Below are 20,763 nucleotides of genomic sequence, written 5' to 3'. Positions count from 1 at the left end.
TATTTCCATTCTTCAAAACCACCATTTCGCTTTCACAAAAAGAAATCAGAATTTAAGCAGTCTTTCCCACATATCCATTTCTAAATCTGCTGCGGTATTCGCTCGGGCTGCATTTATATCTTTTTTTAAAGGCAGTAGCAAAATATTGAGAACTAGTAAAACCACAAGAATAACCAAGGTTGGTTACGTGTTCTTCCTCCTGATCAATCAGCATTTTTGCCGCAGTTTCCAATCTGATATTAATTAAATAATTGACAGGAGTCATATTTGTTAAATGCTTACAATATTTAGAAAGACTCGTTTTTCCAAGTCCACAGTGTTCTGCCATATCTTCAAGTGTCCATGATTTTTCAAAATCGGTACGCAAATGGTTTAAAAAGATTTCAACAGTTCTTAGATTATGTGTTAACGATTGGTCAAACTCAATATCACCCTTTTTAAAAAGACTTAATATTTCCAGCAGTAAGCTGTTGATTAAGATATTAAGCCTAGACTGCGGAATTTCTATTTCCGCATGATCCAGACACTTCCCTATCTCAATAAAACATTCTTGTATTTTCTTATCCGATTGCCAAACCCTAACATCATTCTCACGTAAGATCTTTGTCAGATATTCTAAATCTTCTTTTGAAAGAATGATCCAGTCAGGCCACTTCCATTCCTGATGAGGTTGCCTCACACCAACATCAATAATAATCCAGTATTGCTTACCTATCGTTACGATCGGATTACCGACCTTATGTAATTGCCACGGTTTAGTTATGGTTAAGCTACCGGGGTGAAGATGAACAGTCTCACTTTCAGTAGAAAAATATAAACTACCAGACTCCATAAACGAAAATTCTATTCCTTCATTCCGGTGCCAGTCCAACCCCCAGTTCTGATCAGTTTTAGCATCCCAATAACCCATACTATAAATTCCCGGCAAAATAGCATCCGGTAATTCCTGTCCTGGATAATCAAATCGACTAAGACCTTTCATCTGCACAGCCCCGTTCTCCGAAGCATGAATTAACGGTTCACAACGATCAGGCTGATAGTAATCATAAAAATTCTTTATTTGCGTTTTTCTCATGAATTAATCCAATTGGCATCGATCTTCTAATTTAATGATCATTTGACTATCATTCCAAAAATGCGACGATAATATTACACATCGACACGTAAAAACAATTTAAGGAATACGAATAAGGGGTGTCTATTAAAAATAATAGACACCCCTTATTAAAGATTTATATATGAAAATATACTAAACCAATCCAATCAATTTTCTATTGTAAGCTTCATCACTCCCTGTTGAAGCAAAATCGTCAAAAGCCTTATCTGTAACATGAATGATGTGATCGGCAATAAATTTAGCACCTTCTATTGCACCATCTTCAGGATGTTTCAGTGCACACTCCCACTCCATCACAGCCCATCCTTTGTAATCATAAGCTGCTAGTTTACTGAATATCGATTTAAAGTCTACCTGTCCATCACCAAGCGAACGAAAACGGCCTGCGCGGTCTATCCAATTGGAATATCCGCCGTATACACCTTGCTTACCTGTTGGATTAAACTCGGCATCTTTGACATGAAACATCTTAATACGCTCATGATAATGATCGATATAAGAAAGGTAATCCATTGCTTGTAAAACAAAGTGCGAAGGATCATACAATAAACAGGCTCTCGCATGGTTATTTACCTTTTCAAGAAAACGCTCATAACTTACCCCATCATGTAAATCTTCTCCAGGATGGATTTCATAACAAAGATCAATCCCGTAATCCTCGTAAACATTTAAGATTGGAAGCCAACGCTTTGCCAATTCATTAAAACCGGTTTCAACTAATCCATTAGGACGCTGAGGCCAAGGATAAACCGTATGCCATAAAAGAGCACCACTGAAGGTCGCAACGGCATCTAAACCCATATGCTGAGAAGCTTTAGCAGCATATTTCACCTGCTCTACTGCCCATTCTGTTCTTGCCTTAGGATTTTTATGATATTTTTCGGGAGCAAAACCATCAAACTGATCATCATATACCGGATGTACTGCAACCAATTGCCCTTGGAGATGTGTACTTAACTCTGTTACTTCGAGTCCATAGCTATTGACAATCCCTTTTATCTCTTGGGCATAATCCTTGTTTTCAGCAGCAAGTTGCAGGTCAAAATAAGACGTTGCCCAAGTTGGTATCTGCACGCCTTTAAATCCAATCTTTTGCGCCCACTGACAAATGGATTCTAAATTATCAAATGGAGGATTTTCTCCCAAAAATTGCGCTAAAAATATACCAGGTCCTTTAAGTGTTTGCATTTTCTAATTATTTATTTCAAAAACAGTCCATTTTTCATTACTATCACCACTTTTAATAACCGTATCAATAAAAGCCATTCCTCTGATACCCTCATCGACTGAAGGAAAATCTAATAAATCTGAAGGATTCTCACCATCCAATCGCGCCGATAAAGTCAACGAGAAACTACGATACAAATTTGCGAACGCTTCAAGATATCCCTCCGGATGTCCGGCAGGTGTTCTGCAATTAAATTTCGCAATATCAGAAAGAAAACCATTTGTTCCTGCCCGATACGTTTGGGTGGGTTCTGTATGCCATTTTACAAGTAAAGTGTTGGGCTCCATCTGAGCCCATTCAATTCCGCCTTTTTCACCATATATACGAATCTTTAATGCATTTTCTTCACCTGCAGCGACCTGCGAGGCCATAAGTACACCAGCGGCACCATTGTCAAATTTCAACAAAACATTTCCATCATCTTCCAATCTTCGTCCCTCTACAATCGTATTCAGATCTGCACAAAGATGTGATATTTTCAAACCAGAAATATACTCCGCTAAATGTGCTGCATGGGTACCGATATCACCCATAGCTCCACTTTTCCCTGATTTTTTCGGGTCAGTTCGCCAAGCGGCACCTGCATTACCTTCACGTTCGGTGAGCGTACTTAGCCATCCTTGCGGATATTCCACATATATTTTACGGATTTTACCAAAAGCATTACCTTCAACCATCTGCTTAGCCTGCTTTACCATAGGGTATCCAGAATAAGTATGTGTCAACATCAGAAGCAAGCCCGTTTCTTCTACCTTCTTTTTCAACTGTAGAGCTTCGTCTAGACTAAAAGTTATCGGTTTTTCAATAACGACATGGAAGCCATTATCCAATGCCAACATAGCAGGGGCGAAATGCGCAAAATTAGGTGTCACGATTGTCACAAAATCCATACGTTCATCAGCAGGTAATTGCCGCTCCTTCTCAATCATTTCTTCAAAATTGAGATAAGTTCGGTTTTCAGGAAGAAATAACGCTTTTCCGCTCTCCTTAGCTATTTCAGGATTAATACTTAAAGCTCCGCAAACGACCTCCACTAATCCGTCCATATGAGCCGCAATTCGATGTATTGCACCAATGAAAGCATCCTTGCCTCCACCGACCATTCCCATTCGTAGTTTTCTATTCATTTTATTGGTTTAATATTTTTTGATGTATTGATACTATTTCTACTCTTAATCTTCAACAGATACTATTTTACCCCAGGTTTAGTTTCATTTCTGAAAGACTATTTTTCACAGCCTCTACAAAGTAAATGATGGTTTTGATTGATTAAACAAACTAATAAAAATAAAGATACCGCTAAACAGCATGTAATTAATTCATTATATTAATAGAAAACAGGCAAATATTAACCTAAATAAATTTCAACAAATAAGTTACAAACCTAAAGATGGGCTTTAAATAAGTTTGAACGCATTATTGCAACACGATCTCACAAGAATGTTCATATAACATTAGTTTGGGGTAATATTGAGTCAGATTCTCCAGTTTCATCTGATTAAATTTGATTAAACCAGTGATTTATAAAAGTCACCAATTATAAACAAGCAAACCAATTGCGTATCACACGCAAGTACTAACAACTCGTAAATATGTATCGAAGACCTATTTATTCTATGCTCGTGATCTTCGCTTGTATATATATGATACAGGCATGCCATAGACCGTCATCAAATCAGATGAGTGAAGAACCTATACCTGACAGTATCAGCTATAATTTTCATGTCAGACCTATTCTTTCCGATAAATGTTTTGCATGCCATGGGCCCGACGCAAATAAACGCGATGCAGATTTACGTCTCGATATACCTGAAGAAGCTTACAAAGCATTAAAGAGTAATGCCACAGCGCATGGTATTGTACCCTTTAAGCCTAAAAATTCTGAAGTTTTTTTGAGAATATCATCAAAAGACACATCCTATATAATGCCTCCTATTGCAACCAACCTCACTTTAACTGCAACAGAGATTGCTATTATTGAAAAGTGGATCAAGCAGGGGGCGAAATATGAAAAGCATTGGGCTTTCACTGCACCCAAAACTCCCATCATTCCCAAAGTAAAAAATACCAAATGGATAAAAAATGAAATTGATTATTTTGTACTTGATAAACTAGAACATAAAAAAATAGCACCAAATCCCGAAGCTGACAAAGAACGATTACTTAGAAGAGTTAGTTTGGATATTACGGGGCTACCCCCATCATTGCAGATGATGGATAAATTTATGGCAGACAACAGTCCTAATGCCTACGAAAAGGTAATAGAAACCCTACTGGCAAGCCCTGCTTATGGAGAACGGATGGCTTTACACTGGATGGATGTTTCCAGATATGCAGATTCGCACGGTTACCAAGACGACAATTACCGTAGCCAGTGGCCATGGAGAGACTGGGTTATTCATGCTTTTAACAACAATACTCCTTATAATAAATTTATCAGCTGGCAACTCGCGGGCGACCTGATGCCTCAATCCTCTAAAGAACAGCTTTTAGCAACAGCTTTCAACCGAAATCATAAAATAACAGAAGAAGGTGGTGTAATCGATGAAGAATACCGTGTAGAATATGTGAAAGATAGAACAAATACCCTGGGAAAAGCTATCTTAGGAATCACCCTAGAGTGTGCGCAGTGTCATGATCATAAATATGACCCCTTTTCACAAAAAGAATATTTTCAAATGACCGGTTTCTTCAATAACGTCAAAGAAGTCGGACTCGAATCAACTGTTGGTGGACCGGAGACATTCGCTAAAAAACCATTAATGGAAATCAGTAATGCTGATGTCCAAGATATCCTAAAGTTTGTCAACAAACAAGATACCAATAAGTTGATCGTATCGGTTATGGGAGATCAAGATACCCTCCGTAAAACCTATGTACTCAACAGAGGTGTATATGATGCGCACGGAGAAGTCGTGCAGGCAAGCACCCCAAAGTCAGTATTGGGATTTAGCGAAAAATATCCTAAAAATAGGCTTGGTTTAACGCAATGGTTATTTGACAAACAAAACCCCCTCACCTCGCGTGTATTTGTTAATCAAGTATGGCAGGAATATTTTGGTAGAGGTCTGGTCAAAACATCTGGCGATTTTGGAATGCAGGGAGAATTACCTTCACATCCAGAATTATTAGATTGGCTAGCAGTTGATTTTATGAATCATGGCTGGGACATCAAGCGACTAGTCAAACAGATCGTCCTCTCAGCAACATATAGACAATCTGCGGTAGTAGATCCTGACAAATTCAACGTTGACCCCGACAACATTTTTCTTGCTCGTGCTCCCCGTTACCGTATTCCGGCAGAACATGTCCGTGATGTCGTCTTATCCAGTAGTGGATTGTTGGTTCCAACCATCGGTGGTCCAAGTGTCAAACCCTATCAACCGGCAGGGCTATGGGAAGCGGCCACATCAGGTCGTGGATTATTGGCCTCATACCGACAAGACCATCAGGCAAGTTTATACCGACGAGGATTATACACATTCATAAAAAGAACGGTACCTCCTCCAGTGATGGCCATTTTCGATGCCAGTAATAGAGATCAGTGTGAAGTTAAGCGGCTTAATACCAACACTCCTCTTCAAGCACTTGCGATGTTGAATGATCCAACCGTACTTGAAGCTTCTCGAGTACTGGCCGCTCGCTTACTACAAGACAAAGGAACTCCGGAGACCAAAATAATAACCGCATTTCGTCGTATAGTCTGCCGTAAACCTAAGGAACAAGAAATAAAACGATTAACAACTTATTATGCCGACCAGTTAAATACATTCAAACAAAAAGCAAATGCTGATAAAGTCTTGGCCGTCGGAGAGTTTCCTATAGATCAGAAAGTCAATAAAACACAACTTGCTGCATTAATGGGCGTAATTACCATTATATACAATTTAGAAGAAACCATTACAAAATCCTAAATTATGGACAAAAATATTTTAGAACATGGTCTTAATTTCAATAGACGTCGATTCCTTTCAAAACTAAGTTTAGGCTTAGGCAGTGTAGCATTGGGATCTTTGCTCATTCCCGATCTATTTGAAGGAGGCTTTGAGCAAGCAGGACTTCCCTCGGGTATTCCAGATTTTGCTCCTAAAGCAAAGCGTGTAATTTATCTCTTTCAGAATGGGGCTCCATCACAACTCGAATCTTTCGATTATAAACCCAAACTCAGAGAAATGATGGGTCAAGAGCTTCCTGAATCCATACGGGGAGCACAAAGGCTTACAGGTATGACTGCCAATCAGGCGTCATTCCCTTTAGTAGGTTCCTACTATGATTTCAAACAATATGGAGAGTCGCGTGCATGGATCAGCGATTTATTTCCACATACAGCAAAAGTTGTTGACGATATCTGTATCATTAAATCTATGTTCACAGAAGCGATCAATCATGATCCCGCACTGACATTTTTTCAAAGTGGTGCACAACAAGGAAACAGACCCAGTATGGGTGCTTGGCTTAGTTATGGTCTAGGAAGTGAAAATAAAAACCTCCCGGCGTACACTGTATTATTATCACGCGGAAAAGGTAATGGTCAGGGTGTCTACTCCAAGTTGTGGAGCAACGGTTTTCTAGACTCGACCCATCAGGGCGTACAGTTCAGCAGTGGTGAAGATCCAGTGCTTTACCTAAAAGACCCTGATGGCTTAAATCGTTTTGAACGCAGAAAAATGCTTGATCAATTAGCCGCGATGAATGACCTCTCCTATCAGGAATTTGGCGATCCAGAGATCAATGCCAAGGTACAGCAATATGAAATGGCCTATCGTATGCAAACTGCAGTTCCAGAAGTCACTGATCTTTCTAAAGAACCCGATGATATCATCAAACTGTATGGCGCAGACTGCCTTAATCCCGGTACTTTTGCGGCCAATTGCCTACTTGCAAGAAAACTTAGTGAAAACGGAGTCCGTTTTGTTCAGCTCTATCATCAAGGTTGGGATCAACATGGTAACTTACCCACAGAAATGGCAGGTCAGGCAAAAGATGTAGACCAAGCATCGGCAGCATTAATTACAGATCTCAAACAAAGAGGTCTATTGGATGAAACACTCGTCATCTGGGGAGGAGAATTTGGACGAACCAATTACAGCCAAGGCGCCATGACCAAAGATAATTATGGGCGTGATCATCATCCCCGTTGCTTCAGTATATGGATGGCAGGTGGCGGAGTCAAACCAGGAATCGTATACGGTGAATCCGATGAACTAGGATATAACATCATCAAAGATCCTGTTCATGTGCATGACTTTCATGCCACAATCCTACATCAGCTCGGATTAAACCATGAAAAACTCACCTATAAACATCTAGGCAGACGTTATAGATTAACCGATGTCGCAGGAAAAGTAATCAATGACATATTAGTATAACCTTATTTTTTTATGGAAAGAAGATCATTTATCAAAAATACAGCAACCTTATCTGCAAGTTTCTTCATTATGAAGGACCTCATGGCCAAACCAAAAGGTCCAATATACGGACATCATAACATGCGCTACACACTTGATAACAAATGGGGACAATTAAATCCGCTCAAAAACCCAGTAAATGACTGCCATGAAATGGTCCAAGATAAAAAAGGACGTATTATACTATTAACCAATGAAACTAAAAATAATATCTTAATTTATAACAAATCGGGTAAATTATTAAACTCCTGGGGCCATGATTTTCCAGGTGCACATGGATTGACCATCGCCAATGAAGGCAAACAAGAATCGCTATTTATTACAGATACCGATAGGCATCAGGTTTTTAAAACCACATTAGATGGCAACATATTAAAAACCATCGATTGTCCTATGGAAACCGGTTTATATCAAAAAAAAGAAGAATTTGTGCCGACTGAAGTCGCTGTTGCAGACAATGGCGATTTCTATATTGCCGATGGTTATGGCTTGCAGTATGTCTTTCATTATAATGCTGACGGGAAGCTACAGGGCTACTTTGGAGGAAGAGGAAAAGAAGTAAAACATTTGGACAATGCTCTTGGGGTTTGCGTAGATAAAAGAAGTGGAAATCCGACCTTACTGGTTACTGACCGTACACGCAACTGCTTTAAACGTTTTGATATGAACGGCAATCTCCTAGAAGTCATCGCATTGCCAGGAGCATGCATCTGCCGGCCAGTCATCAAAAATGAAAATCTTTATGCTGCTGTTTTAAGATCTCCTGATCTCAATAAAGCAGACAGTGGTTTCGTTACGATTCTAGACAAAAACAATAAGGTAATATCCAATATTGGTGGTACCATCCCAGTATATAGCAATGGCACCTTACAGCCCATGGCCCAAGAATTACAAATATTACATAACCCACATGATGTTTGCATCGATGACGACGAAAATATCTACGTAGCACAATGGGCATCAGGAAAAGTATATCCCTATAAATTTACACGAGTCTAATTTTTATATGAAAATTACCTTCAAAGGATTTACAGAACATGCACTGTTTGCGCTAAATATTTTTATCATCTTTTTATTAATATTTGGAAAACAGATCTCGGTACCACTATGGCTTCAATCATTTGGAAGAATGCATCCCATGCTACTACATTTTCCAATTGTGCTATTGCTATTGGCGATGCTGCTTGAAATTTTTCGTTACAATAAATCCTATGCAACATTAACCCTATATCACAAATTTACATCGGGACTACTGCTAGGTGGTATTTTCTTGGCAACAGTAACGGTCATTATGGGTTTATTACTATCACAAGAAGATGGTTACAGCGGAAGTACTTTACAGTGGCACAAATGGACCGGCGTAAGTCTTGTCTTTATATCTTCTTTCATTTATTGGATACGGGAAAAATCATGGTACAATTCTCCACTTTCAAAAATGTTTGCCTTGCTCACTATTATTTCACTTCTTCTTACGGGGCATTATGGAGCCATATTGACCCATGGCGAAAATTTCGTACTCGCTCCTGTCACACCCACCCCAGAAAAAGTCTCAATAGAGCAAGCGATGATCTATCAAGACGTGATTCTACCTATTTTTACAGCCAAATGCGCCAGTTGCCACAATATGGAAAAAGCAAAAGGAAGCTTAAACCTCACTGACGCAGCATCTATGTTAAAAGGTGGCAAAAATGGAAAACTATTTGTTCCCGGCAATCCCCAAATCAGTTTATTATTGCAACGCCTTCATCTTCCAGTTGAAGATGAAAAAAGAATGCCTCCAAAAGGAAAACCCGAACTTACTGCCACAGAAATAGCTGTACTGACCCTCTGGATAAAAGGAAATGCACAATTGGATAAAAAAGTAATCGATTTACCACAGCAAGATTCTTTACGCATACTAGCTTCTACAACTTTAGGCCCATCACCTTCAATGGCACAACAATATGATTTTGCAGCGGCATCAGAGGCAACGGTCAAAAAACTAAATAATGATTATCGGGTTATTTCCATCCTCGATAAAGGCTCCCCTGCTCTGTCTGTTAATATCTATAACAAAACGATTTACAAACCAGAAGCGCTAAAAGAATTGACAGAAATAAAAAGACAGATTGTATCTCTCAACTTAAACGGATTACCCGTGCAAGACGAAGAACTAAAAACGATCAGCACATTTGAAAATTTACGTAAACTGAATCTCAACTTCACAGCTATTAAAGGCGACGGACTGAAGCATTTACTTCCATTAAAACAGTTAAATACCCTATCACTATCTGGTACAGCAGTAAATTTCAATACCGTGAAGCAACTTGTTGCTATGAAAAACCTAAAAGAGCTATCATTATGGCGAACTGATATAAAGGAAAATGAAATTGGCCAATTGAAACAATTAGCAAAAGGAATTCGCATTATTACAGGCTTTAAAGACGACGGAAAGAGTCCCATAAAGCTAAACCAGCCACATTTAAGTACAACCGTTTCTATTTTCAAAAATAGAATACCATTACAGATTAAACATCCCATCAACGGTGTAGAGATCAGGTATACAACCGATGGAACCGAACCCGATAGTTTAAAGTCACCTCTTTACGACAAAGAAATTGAAATTAAAGAGTCCGTTACATTAAAAACTAAAGCATATAAAACCGGATGGTACGGTAGTGATGTCTTGACTTTTAACTTTTATCAAAGTCGCTACAGCCCCGACAGCATTGCATTTATAGTAGCGCCAAGTGAAAAATATAAAGGTGACGGACCGAAGACATTGACAGATTTACAACTCGGCAGCTTTGACATCCAGAATGGCAAATGGATCGGTTACAATGAAAACATGGCATTAATGCTATTTTTCAAAGAACAGCTACCCCTCAAATCTATATCGGTCAACATGATGAAAAAAATCCAAACACATATCCTTCCCCCACAGGAATTTGAAGTATGGGGTGGTACTAACGAAAAAAACATGCGCTTATTGCAACGTGTAAAAAATCCAATGCCACAAAAAGATGAAGCAGATGCATTTATCAAGATGGAAGTAAAATTTAAATCGCAATCAATCTCCTGCATCAAAATTGTAGGTAAAAACTTCAAAAAATTACCAGAATGGCACGCCGGAAAAGGACAACCAGCTTGGATATTTATGGATGAAATACTTTTAAACTAATCAATTTAACCTAAATATATGCATCAAATTCAAACATCTAAACTATTTTGGGCAAGTTGTCTCGCTCTTTTAGTCACTTCGCTTTCTTTCGGTATCCGTGCGGGTATGATGGATCAACTCGGCATTGATTTTCAATTAAATGCGACACAGTTGGGAACCATCACAGCTACAGCTTTTTGGGGATTTCCACTTGCCATCGTTATCGGTGGTTTTATTGTTGACATCATCGGGATGAAACGCCTTCTGGTGATGGCTTTCCTTTTTCATTTAGCAGGTATTCTATTGACCATCTTTGCACAAGGCTATTGGAGTCTTTTCTTCTCCACATTATTAATTGGCATTGCAAATGGTACGGTTGAAGCCGCTTGTAATCCATTAGTGGCCGCACTATATCCGCAAGAAAAGACAACTAGACTCAACTATTTCCATCTCTGGTTTCCTGGAGGTGTTGTGATAGGTACGTTATTGGTCACGCTATTTGTCCATCTGGGCATCGGATGGCAGTTCCAAGTTGGGATGATGTTAATTCCAACAGTTATTTATGGTTATATTTTCTCAAAGCTTGATTTCCCCGTTACAGAACGGGTATCCTCAGGATATTCCACTGCAGACATGTACAAGGCAGTAGGCTCTCCTTTATTTCTATTCCTATTTCTATGCATGTTTATGACCGCTATTACTGAACTATTTACAGGGCAATGGATTAGTTTACTGCTTAAAAATGTAACCGACAACGCCATTCTATTACTTACGATTACCACTGGAATTATGGTAATAGGCCGCGCGTTCGCAAAACCAATTGTTCAAAAACTTGCACCCCAAGGTGTGCTCCTTTTTTCAGCAATCTTTGCAGCAGCAGGTCTATATATGCTTGGTAGCTTTACAGGTAATGCTGTTTTCTTTGCAGCAATTATTTTTGGTATCGGTGTGTGTTACTTCTGGCCAACTATGATCGGTTTTGTTGCCGAAAATATTCCACAATCTGGAGCTTTGGGTTTAAATCTTATCGGTGGAGCTGGTATGTTTGCTGTTTCCATCTATACGATGATCATGGGCAGCTATTATGATGGATTAATCATAAAGCATTTACCAATTGGTTCCAATCTCGATCTGTATAGTTCAGCAACAGAAGGAACGGCAGAAGCTTTGGCATACACAACAGCTAAAAACCTAGCTGGGCCGGAAGTATTACAGATCACGTTAATACTTCCTATCCTATTGATCTTTGCTTTTGGAGGATTATACCTTTACATGAAAAACAAGAAAGAAGTAGGTGCCTATAGGCAGTGTAGTGAATTAAAAAGTTGAAGAAAACGAAAAGACTATAGCAATCAATAGTCCTTACATTTTACCAATTTAAAGCTAAGATATAGCTGATCATCGTTTCATATAAAACGTCATATACTTAAAAAACCAATTCATAGTTGACCATACATGACCGTATTTAATGTACAACATTTCCCGTCGTTTTATCTTGTTTTACGTTTATTTTATTTATATATTTGAGTTAAACCGAACGGCATAACAAACTGGTTTCTACAGTACTATTTGTTCCTCGTTTATACAATTAAACCTAATTATAAAACCATAATGAAGCATCTAAAAAGCATTATATGTTTAATTACAATAGGCATATTGCTATCAAATGTATCTCCATCTGCTGGTCAAAGCAAAAAGAAAACAGTCAAAAAACCTCTAATTGTATTTGTAACGGGCGACCACGAATACAGTGGCGAAGAAACCCTGCCTATGATAGCAGCCGAACTTGAGAAAAACTATGGCATGCGAACTTTGGTGCTAAAAGCAAGTCCTGACTATAATTCAGAAGAAAATATCCCGGGACTAGAAGCTCTAAAAGATGCCGATCTTGCTATTTTCTACCTTCGTTGGAGACTATTACCTGCCGATCAAGTTAAACATATCGACGATTATTTAAAATCCGGAAAGCCGGTTATTGGTTTCAGAACCAGCACACATGCTTTTAATTATCCCAGTGGACATCCCTTGGAGAAATGGAATGCTTTTGGTGAATTTGCTTTGGGAGGTCCTCCAGGATGGGGCAAAGGTGGTCACACCCATTACGGTCATAATTCCAGTACCGATGTATCCATTATTCCCACACAAAGTAAAAATCCGATCTTAACAGGAGTAGATCCAAACTTTCATGTACGCTCCTGGTTGTACCATGTTGTACCCGATTATCCATCAAAAGGATCAACTTGGTTATTAATGGGAAAAGCTGTAGATCCAGATAAAAAAGCAGTTGAAAATCCTGTGGCGTGGACCTGGAAAACCGCTGCTGGAGGAAAAGTTTTCACAACAACACTTGGTCATCCCGATGATTTTAATATAGCAAGTTTTCAGCGGTTACTGATTAATGCCATACATTGGACTGTAGGAAAACCTATCCCTAAGAAATGGGCAGGAAAAATAGATATCAACGTTCCCTATAGACAACAATAGCTTCAATACACACGATATACTTTATCCGAAACATTATATACCCTATGGAATTATCGATACATAACTGGATGCGAGCCGAAACAATAGAAACAACAATTCGCAGAGCCTCCAGTTTAGGCTATACTAAAATTGAAATTGCTGGTAGTCCAGAACATTATGACACTAAAGAGGTCAGAAAACTTTTAAAACAATATGGATTATCATGTTGGGGCTCTGTCACATTGATGTTAGGAGATCGAAATTTACTGGCTAAAGATGAAGCTCAGCGCTCCAAATCCATACAATATGTCAAAGATGTGGCGCGCATGGTTAAGGAACTCGATGGTCACATGATCTCTGTGGTGCCCGGTACGGTGGGTAAAATCATACCCGATGGCAGACCCGAAGAAGAATGGCAATGGGCCATTGACTCACTACAAGACGTATATCACTACACACAGTCATCAGGCATATTGATCGGTATTGAACCAATCAATAGATTTGAAACCTATTTCGTTAACAGAGGTGATCAAGCATTAGCACTTGCTGCGGCCGTAGGTCCCGATTGCGGTGTGTGCCTTGACACCTTTCATATGAACATCGAAGAAGATGATCTCTATGAAGCAATCAAACGAGCCAAAGGAAAACTTGTTGGTTTCCATGTTGCCGACAACAATAGGATGGCTCCGGGAATGGGCACGCTGAATTGGAGTAAAATACTTGAAACACTCGATCAGATTGGTTATAACGAAGTGCTGTCTGTGGAATTTTGTTCACCTTTGGACCGTACTCCTGCAAACCCTTACCCCAATTCTATTGATGAGCATCCCGAAAACCTCTCTCCTGAACAAAAGAAATTTCTTGAAGATCATGGCAGTGCATCAGTTTCGGAAGAGTTTTATACAATGCTCACTCAGAAATCATTCGAGATTTTGTCCAAACTTATTAAGTAGCTGTCACAAAAAATGTTGTAGGCTACAACATCCGAGCAGGATTCAAAAATATAAAATGAGCTTTTCGCAACACCAGCAATAATGCAATTGAATAACTCATCGAACTTGATATCACAGACTAAGGAGTAATCAATTTTAAATTTCGGTAAATAGCATTATTTACCCTATTAGAAATAGAAACAATGAAGATAACAAACATAGAAGCATTCTGGCTGCGACGTCCTATACCAAAAGAAAAACAGCATTTTTCAGATTACGGTCTGCTAACCAATTTCGACATGACACTCGTGGTCGTTACCACTGAAGATGGTCTTCAAGGTTTCGGAGAGGCAAAAGCAGCTGTCGGATCATCTGGAGTATGCGCATCCATAGTAAGCTGCATTGAAAATGAATTAAAACCCATTTTAATTGGTAAAAATGCAAAAAATATAAACCGTCTTTGGGAGGAGATGTACAATGGCACACGCGATCATTATGCACTCACAAGAGGTCGAAGATTCCCTATCCTTGGTCGAAGAGGATTAACTATAGCCGCAATGAGCGGTATCGACACCGCTCTGTGGGATTTAAAAGGTAAAGCTTTGGGAGTACCTGTTATGGACCTTCTTGGCGGAGCCTGTCGCGAACAAATGCCTGCGTACGCCAGTGGTGGCTGGGCTCCCGTTGATCATATAGGCGAGCAGCTCAATAGTTATGTTGCTAAAGGATTTAATGCCGTAAAAATGCGTGTCGGTATCATGGATCAAACTGTCCAAAACAGTATTGACCGTGTCAAAGCCGCAAGAAAAGCACTCGGTCCTCACATTAAACTCATGACAGATGCACACGGTACCTTTAGTGTACCTGAAGCAAAACAGTTCTGTCGAGGAGTAGAAGATTGTAATTTGTACTGGTTTGAAGAACCCATTAATCCTGACAATAGACACGGTACAGCAGAAGTCCGAGCTTCCACTACAATTCCCATAGCTGCAGGAGAAAGTGAATTTACAAGCTTTGACATCCGCGATTTACTTGAAGTCAGAGCGCTAGATGTCATACAGCCCGATGCAGCGATTATTGGAGGTATTTCCGAAACCATGCGCGTAGGACACCTAGCAAGTGTTCATCAATTAGAACTTGCTCCGCACTGTTGGGGTTCTGCTTTCTCATTTATGGCAGGGCTCCATGTCGCATTTGCATCCCAGGCGGCAACAATCATTGAGTTTTCACTTGGAGGTAATCCTATGATGTATGATCTGGTCCACGAGCAGATTACAGTTACTGATGGCGTCATCGCGGCTCCAGTGGCACCGGGGCTGGGACTAACACCCAACTGGAATTTTATTAATGAGTTTAAACAGAAAATCTAACTAACAAAATAAATCAATAGATATGGCACGTGCAATCAAAATCAACCACGTCACACTTATCGTAGATAATCTTGAAAAGGCGGCAGCATTTTATCAAAACGAATTGGGTCTGGAACCCCTTGCTGCCTTTAGATTTGATTACCCTGTGATGTTTTTTAAATTTAATGATGAGCAACAGCTTCATCTCTCGGAATGGGAAGATACGCCTTCATTTCGTGGACATATTTGCGTTCAAGTAGATGATTTTAACAAGATCTTTTTCCGTATGAAAGAACTCCAGGTGATCGATATTTCACCCTGGGGGAAAGTAAGAAAATTACCGGATGGTGCCATGCAGCTTTTTCTACGTGATCCAGCAGGCAATCTCGTCGAAATATCATCAGCACCTGGCAGTGATATAGATCCACTTATTCTAGAAGACGAACTCTATGAGGAAGGTATCTATATTTCAAATAGAAATGATTTCAGAGGGTACAAATCTGATGAAGCGACCTTATATCACAAATAAACGCCAATAAAGAGTACTGCGGAATCCTATCATATGACAATCAAAAAAAACGTTTTATTACTGGAAACTATAGCTGAAGAAGCCTTAGTCATGTTGCAAGATCAAGTTAATGTACTGACAGGCTACGACAGTATTTCATTGCAGAAAGCAATTGACAAATACACCATAAACGCCATCATTACCCGTGGAAAGGGTCAGGTCAACAAGGCACTATTGGATGCTTGTCCCGCCCTACAGGCGGTCGCCCGATGTGGTGTAGGCCTTGATAATATTGATGTACATGAAGCGACTGCTCGCAATATCAGCATCATACATGCTCCTGCATCCAATGCTTCAACAATTGCAGAACATACTCTAGCCCTCATGCTTATGCTCACACGCAACCTGTACGAATCCATTCAGCAGGTAAAAAATAACAACTGGGACTGGCGTAACCAATATAACGGAGATGAGCTCCATGGAAAGACCCTTGGTATTATCGGTCTGGGCAATATAGGTCAACGTGTGGCTAAACTAGCTGATGCATTTGGTATGAACGTCATATATTCAAGCCGATCAACCAAAGATGTTCCTTATCTACAGGTTACACAAACAGAACTCCTACAACAGGCCGATATTGTCAGTCTCCATCTCCCCTATACTACTGTTATCGGAACCTTATTGGGTGCGCAAGAGCTCAATCTGATGAAACCTACGGCTTTACTCATTAACACAGCCCGCGGAGCATTGATCGATCATGAAGCACTTGTAAAGGCACTAAATACAAACAGCCTTGCAGGTTTTGCTGCCGATGTATTACCAGAGGAACCTCCAAAGCATCCGGACGCACTTGTCGATCATCGACACACACTCATTACTCCGCACTCCGGTAGCCTTACTGCTACGACCTATAGACACATGTGCGTCTATACCATCACCAATGTACTGGCTCTTTTACAGGACGAAAAACCAGAAAGTAGAAGTGTCAATAATTTGAGTGCCTTACAGAAGCAAGCTTAAGGGTATCGGCGATATAAAACAGGTTAAGTAGCATAACACTACTTAACCCTTAGTATCAAATAAGTTCGTAACATTACTTTTCTAATGGAAACTCCTGCAACAATTCCGCTGGAGCATAAAACCCCTTTTTGCTTTCTGAAGCTGCCCTGACTGCTTTTACTTTTTCTTTGGAAACTGAAGATGCTTTGTTCCCAAAGGAATTGCGTACATATGTTAATACCGCGGCCACTTCCTCATCACTGAGCATTCCTTCAAAGGGTGTCATCGGTACCTGACCCGGAAATTTTGTTCCATTGACTTCCATCGGCCCATGTAAACCTTTAAGTACTACTTTAATTAAACGATCTTGGCTACCTGTCACCCATTTCGTTCCATGAAGAGGTGGAAATCCTGACATCGGTAAACCATTGCCATCAGCTTGATGACAGGTGATACAAAATCCTTCTTTTGCAAAAAGGGCCTTACCTTTAATATACTGATCACGTTCTATTCCGGTAAGAGACGTTTTGACTTTATCTGGACTATCCTTCAATTCCTCCCTCCCAGTCAAATTAGCAACAGCCATTGTATAGGCAGGTTCGATCCAATCATCAACACCCTTTTTAGCTATTGCCTGCATGATCGGCATGCCTTTCTCCCTTGGCATCCAAGATGCGGCGGTAAGCACCTCAAGACGTACACGGCCGTGCGGATCAGATGCGGCCTGCATCAGCAACTTTTCATGATCTTTTACCTGATGCCCCGTATAGCGCAATACCCTTACTGCTGCAGCCCGAGCATGATAATCATCCGATTTCAACACCTTCCTCAACAACTCTTGATCAACCTGATTCAAACCCCAGCTTACCCATAATGCTTCAACCAGCTGATGCGCATATTTCGGATTACTTTTATCCAATTTCGCTACCCAGTCTTTTAATTGTGGCAGTACTTCTGAGGATTTCCGCCCCCTGAGTTCAGCACGGGTACGATAACGGGTGCGGTATTCCGGTAATTTCAGATTATCAAGTAATTGAGAAATAGATGCTCCAGCAATTTGAGCCGGTTTTAAAAGTGGTCTTGACGGGTAAGTGATCCGATAAATACGTCCGTGTACATGATCGCGCAACGGATCACGGGCATTATGCTGCATATGCCCGATTAAGATATTGTGCCAATCCGCAATATATAAAGACCCATCCGGAGCAAATTCCAGATCAACAGGCCTAAAATTCTTGTCCGAACTCTGCAATAAGTCCTGTCGATGTGTACTTTTGTAACCTGTTCCATCATCATTCAACCGGTGTTCTTTCGTTCCTAAAAAGCCGATGGTATTGTTGATTAAGAAATCACCTTGTAGAGAATCGGGGAAATGGCGGCTTGAAACAAACTCAAGACCAGAAGTCGGTCGCACCCGATGTTCATCCTGTACCAGATTCCGGGATTTGGTCGTTGCTACACCATATTTAGGTTTTATAGTCACGGGCAGCATCCAGCTGACATCAGGTCCGGAGGTTTCAGCATAAAAATTTTGTCCCCATTCATCAAAAGCTATTCCCCAGGGGTTGGGTACATTAGGCTGCGCCATCCGTTCCAAATAGCGACGTTGTGGACTATAACGGTAAAAACCACCATTCGTACCACGAACTGGCCCATAAGAAGTTTCTATATTAGAATGTAAAAATACTCCTTCTCCCATAATGATCGCTCCCGAAGGATCGACCGTAAAGGCATGAATATTATGATGGGTATCATGATCATCAAAACCACTCAATAAAATCTCTCTGACATCAGCCCGATCATCGCCATCCGTATCTTTTAAAAGCATAAAATTAGTTCCTTGAGACAGATAAACACCGTCAGCAGTAATTTCGAAGCCTACAGGAAGATGTAGTCCATCCGCAAAAACGGTCTGCTTATCTGCTTTACCATCCTGATCAGTATCTTCGAGTATAATCAACTTGTCATTAGGTTTCGAGTCTCCTGGTTTATAGTGAGGGTAACTAGGCATTGTAGCAACCCATAAACGACCTTTATTATCAAACGTAATTTGACAAGGATTAGCCAAATCTGGAAATTCCTTTTCTGAAGCAAAAAGATCAATCTTAAAACCTGGGGCAACTTTCAGGGTTGCTAAAGCATCATCACCGTACAGATAAGCCAAATTGCCATTCTTTCCAGGATCATAGTTTGTTTTTACTTCAGGTACCGGGGTTGTCTTTTTATCCGCTGCCGCCACATCCATTTTCTTTCCATGCGCAGCCAGCCAGATTGCCGTATCTCTGATCGCAGTCATTTCTCGGATTTTCTTAATTTCAGCAGGGTAATTATCAGGCCCAAATGGATCATATCTTCTACCATAAGCATGTACCCCATTCGGAATTTTAATATCGTTATGCCACATCCAATTTTTTTCAAGAACAGCATGACGTATAAGATCACGATTATCTTCATTTTTAACATCAGCCTTCCCAAAAATTAGGTCTGCCAACAAAGGCGCAAAACGCGCATATCCAGCATCTGTAAGCTGCGATCCATCTATTGTTAGGGGCTCTTTTGTCCAGAAATACCAGCGCTCTGTAGGGTTATACACATCGACAAAGTGTACGTTATTCTTCGCTGCGATCTCTTTCATTGCAGCAGCATATAAAGACAAATTCCGATTCTCTTGCTTCCCGTCAGGGAGATCATACTGCTTAGAGAGGTTTTCAAAAGCAATCGGAGAAACTAATGCCAGTTTCACCGGAGATGTACCGTTATACTGTTGTTTAATTGTATGTTTAATAAAAGCATCCAGCTCCGACTTATAATTTTCCAAACCCTCAGCGCCTTCAAACGATTCGTTATAGCCGAAGAAAGCGATGATGATATCAGCTTTTAAACGAGCCAGCCATTGATCCTCAGTCTCAAAAAAACCTTCACTTCCTGAGGGTTGAGCAAGATCCGTTTGAAAATTTTCTGCTCCAGGAAAAGCCCAAGGCGATTTCCGGCTCGCATGAGGCCTAAAACCAGGCGTGTTGCCCCCATCGCACATGTTTCGGATATAGAGGTTTGAATCCGGATAACGTAACTGAAGCTCTGTTTCAAAATGCCCATAATTCATCATCCGAGATCCCAAATTATTGCCAATAAGAACAATATGCGCTCCTTTTTTTAAAGGTAAGGTTGGTTGCTTTGATCGTACTAGAAAAAGAATACCGCCAACTGCCACGGCAGCCACGATAATAAAAAGAACCCACGTTCTTTTCGTTACAATTTTCATCATTTTGTCATTTAGGTTATCGCTCAATATTCATTAAGCTTGGTTGCGTCTACGTTGCAATATAACAAATTATCAAGCAATTACATTTTTAAAACAATGCTATTTTATAAAAAACCCTTTTCAAAAAAACCTCCGAATAATATAAAAACACACGCTTAGGAGTACTACAAGCCAAAAAACACAGAAAATGTCGCAAATTATTCTTTTGTATCATTATTGAAACATACAGATATAGCGGGATAAAAATAAAAGAGACTATCATCCCAAATATTCTTTTTTTTCATAGAAAGCGTATCATGCAACAACCAAAATAGAACCAGGTTCTGCATTCCACAATGCTCTTTTTATGATTTTGACT

General features: G+C 40.0%; 14 protein-coding genes. 10 read left to right on the top strand and 4 right to left on the bottom strand.

The annotated features are described in order from the left end of the window. Positions 1–52: 52 nt before the first annotated feature. The 3 genes from WH188_RS17425 to WH188_RS17415 form a co-directional block, all read right to left on the bottom strand. On the bottom strand, positions 53–1,075 hold the full coding sequence (locus WH188_RS17425) for an AraC family transcriptional regulator (RefSeq protein WP_021190080.1): 1,023 nt from the start codon (positions 1,073–1,075) through the stop codon (positions 53–55). A gap of 174 nt (positions 1,076–1,249) precedes the next feature. Next, positions 1,250–2,305, bottom strand: a complete 1,056-nt coding sequence (locus WH188_RS17420; RefSeq protein ID WP_168126875.1) for a sugar phosphate isomerase/epimerase family protein — start codon at positions 2,303–2,305, stop codon at positions 1,250–1,252. A gap of 3 nt (positions 2,306–2,308) precedes the next feature. Further along, entirely contained in the window at positions 2,309–3,472 is a 1,164-nt protein-coding gene (locus tag WH188_RS17415; protein WP_168126876.1) for a Gfo/Idh/MocA family protein, read from the bottom strand. A gap of 516 nt (positions 3,473–3,988) precedes the next feature. Here WH188_RS17415 and WH188_RS17410 point away from each other — a divergent pair. The 10 genes from WH188_RS17410 to WH188_RS17365 all read left to right on the top strand — a co-directional run bounded on the left by WH188_RS17410 (position 3,989) and on the right by WH188_RS17365 (position 17,164). Then, positions 3,989–6,259, top strand: a complete 2,271-nt coding sequence (locus WH188_RS17410) for a PSD1 and planctomycete cytochrome C domain-containing protein (RefSeq protein ID WP_339424441.1) — start codon at positions 3,989–3,991, stop codon at positions 6,257–6,259. A 3-nt stretch (positions 6,260–6,262) separates the two neighbouring features. Then, complete coding sequence (locus tag WH188_RS17405; protein WP_132773934.1) at positions 6,263–7,714, top strand: DUF1501 domain-containing protein; 1,452 nt, start codon at positions 6,263–6,265, stop codon at positions 7,712–7,714. Between the two features lie 12 nt (positions 7,715–7,726). After that, complete coding sequence (locus WH188_RS17400; protein ID WP_168126878.1) at positions 7,727–8,752, top strand: 6-bladed beta-propeller; 1,026 nt, start codon at positions 7,727–7,729, stop codon at positions 8,750–8,752. Between the two features lie 7 nt (positions 8,753–8,759). Next, positions 8,760–10,913 (top strand): FN3 associated domain-containing protein, encoded by a 2,154-nt coding sequence (locus WH188_RS17395; RefSeq protein WP_168126879.1) that lies wholly within the window; start codon positions 8,760–8,762, stop codon positions 10,911–10,913. A gap of 18 nt (positions 10,914–10,931) precedes the next feature. Continuing rightward, a complete protein-coding gene (locus WH188_RS17390) occupies positions 10,932–12,221 on the top strand; it encodes an MFS transporter (protein WP_021189434.1) in 1,290 nt (429 codons plus the stop codon). A 282-nt stretch (positions 12,222–12,503) separates the two neighbouring features. After that, a complete protein-coding gene (locus tag WH188_RS17385) occupies positions 12,504–13,376 on the top strand; it encodes a ThuA domain-containing protein (protein ID WP_132773940.1) in 873 nt (290 codons plus the stop codon). 44 nt (positions 13,377–13,420) lie between these two features. After that, positions 13,421–14,308 carry a sugar phosphate isomerase/epimerase family protein gene (locus tag WH188_RS17380; protein WP_132773942.1) on the top strand — a complete coding sequence of 296 codons (888 nt, stop codon included), beginning with the start codon at positions 13,421–13,423 and terminating at the stop codon, positions 14,306–14,308. Positions 14,309–14,490: 182 nt separating this feature from the next. Further along, a complete protein-coding gene (locus tag WH188_RS17375) occupies positions 14,491–15,657 on the top strand; it encodes a mandelate racemase/muconate lactonizing enzyme family protein (RefSeq protein ID WP_168126880.1) in 1,167 nt (388 codons plus the stop codon). Positions 15,658–15,679: 22 nt separating this feature from the next. Then, positions 15,680–16,165, top strand: a complete 486-nt coding sequence (locus WH188_RS17370; protein WP_021190653.1) for a VOC family protein — start codon at positions 15,680–15,682, stop codon at positions 16,163–16,165. A 33-nt stretch (positions 16,166–16,198) separates the two neighbouring features. Beyond that, positions 16,199–17,164: a 2-hydroxyacid dehydrogenase gene (locus WH188_RS17365; RefSeq protein ID WP_206368340.1), complete on the top strand. Its 966-nt coding sequence runs from the start codon at positions 16,199–16,201 to the stop codon at positions 17,162–17,164. A gap of 73 nt (positions 17,165–17,237) precedes the next feature. On the opposite strand, the gene WH188_RS17360 is transcribed toward WH188_RS17365, so the two are convergent. Further along, positions 17,238–20,408, bottom strand: a complete 3,171-nt coding sequence (locus WH188_RS17360; RefSeq protein WP_206368342.1) for a PVC-type heme-binding CxxCH protein — start codon at positions 20,406–20,408, stop codon at positions 17,238–17,240. Between the last annotated feature and the right edge of the window lie 355 nt (positions 20,409–20,763).

Origin of the sequence: Sphingobacterium sp. MYb388, from assembly GCF_037479535.1 — a bacterium.
In the GTDB taxonomy this organism is placed as follows: domain Bacteria; phylum Bacteroidota; class Bacteroidia; order Sphingobacteriales; family Sphingobacteriaceae; genus Sphingobacterium; species Sphingobacterium anhuiense.
This window is presented reverse-complemented; position numbering and strand designations above follow the sequence as displayed.

Coding starts and splice junctions, on each gene's coding strand:
- WH188_RS17380 (WP_132773942.1), top strand. CDS start 13,421: ATGGAATTATCGATACATAACTGGATGCGAGCCGAAACAATAGAAACA.
- WH188_RS17365 (WP_206368340.1), top strand. CDS start 16,199: ATGACAATCAAAAAAAACGTTTTATTACTGGAAACTATAGCTGAAGAA.
- WH188_RS17410 (WP_339424441.1), top strand. CDS start 3,989: ATGATACAGGCATGCCATAGACCGTCATCAAATCAGATGAGTGAAGAA.
- WH188_RS17400 (WP_168126878.1), top strand. CDS start 7,727: ATGGAAAGAAGATCATTTATCAAAAATACAGCAACCTTATCTGCAAGT.
- WH188_RS17395 (WP_168126879.1), top strand. CDS start 8,760: ATGAAAATTACCTTCAAAGGATTTACAGAACATGCACTGTTTGCGCTA.
- WH188_RS17375 (WP_168126880.1), top strand. CDS start 14,491: ATGAAGATAACAAACATAGAAGCATTCTGGCTGCGACGTCCTATACCA.
- WH188_RS17415 (WP_168126876.1), bottom strand. CDS start 3,472: ATGAATAGAAAACTACGAATGGGAATGGTCGGTGGAGGCAAGGATGCT.
- WH188_RS17390 (WP_021189434.1), top strand. CDS start 10,932: ATGCATCAAATTCAAACATCTAAACTATTTTGGGCAAGTTGTCTCGCT.
- WH188_RS17405 (WP_132773934.1), top strand. CDS start 6,263: ATGGACAAAAATATTTTAGAACATGGTCTTAATTTCAATAGACGTCGA.
- WH188_RS17360 (WP_206368342.1), bottom strand. CDS start 20,408: ATGATGAAAATTGTAACGAAAAGAACGTGGGTTCTTTTTATTATCGTG.
- WH188_RS17420 (WP_168126875.1), bottom strand. CDS start 2,305: ATGCAAACACTTAAAGGACCTGGTATATTTTTAGCGCAATTTTTGGGA.
- WH188_RS17370 (WP_021190653.1), top strand. CDS start 15,680: ATGGCACGTGCAATCAAAATCAACCACGTCACACTTATCGTAGATAAT.
- WH188_RS17425 (WP_021190080.1), bottom strand. CDS start 1,075: ATGAGAAAAACGCAAATAAAGAATTTTTATGATTACTATCAGCCTGAT.
- WH188_RS17385 (WP_132773940.1), top strand. CDS start 12,504: ATGAAGCATCTAAAAAGCATTATATGTTTAATTACAATAGGCATATTG.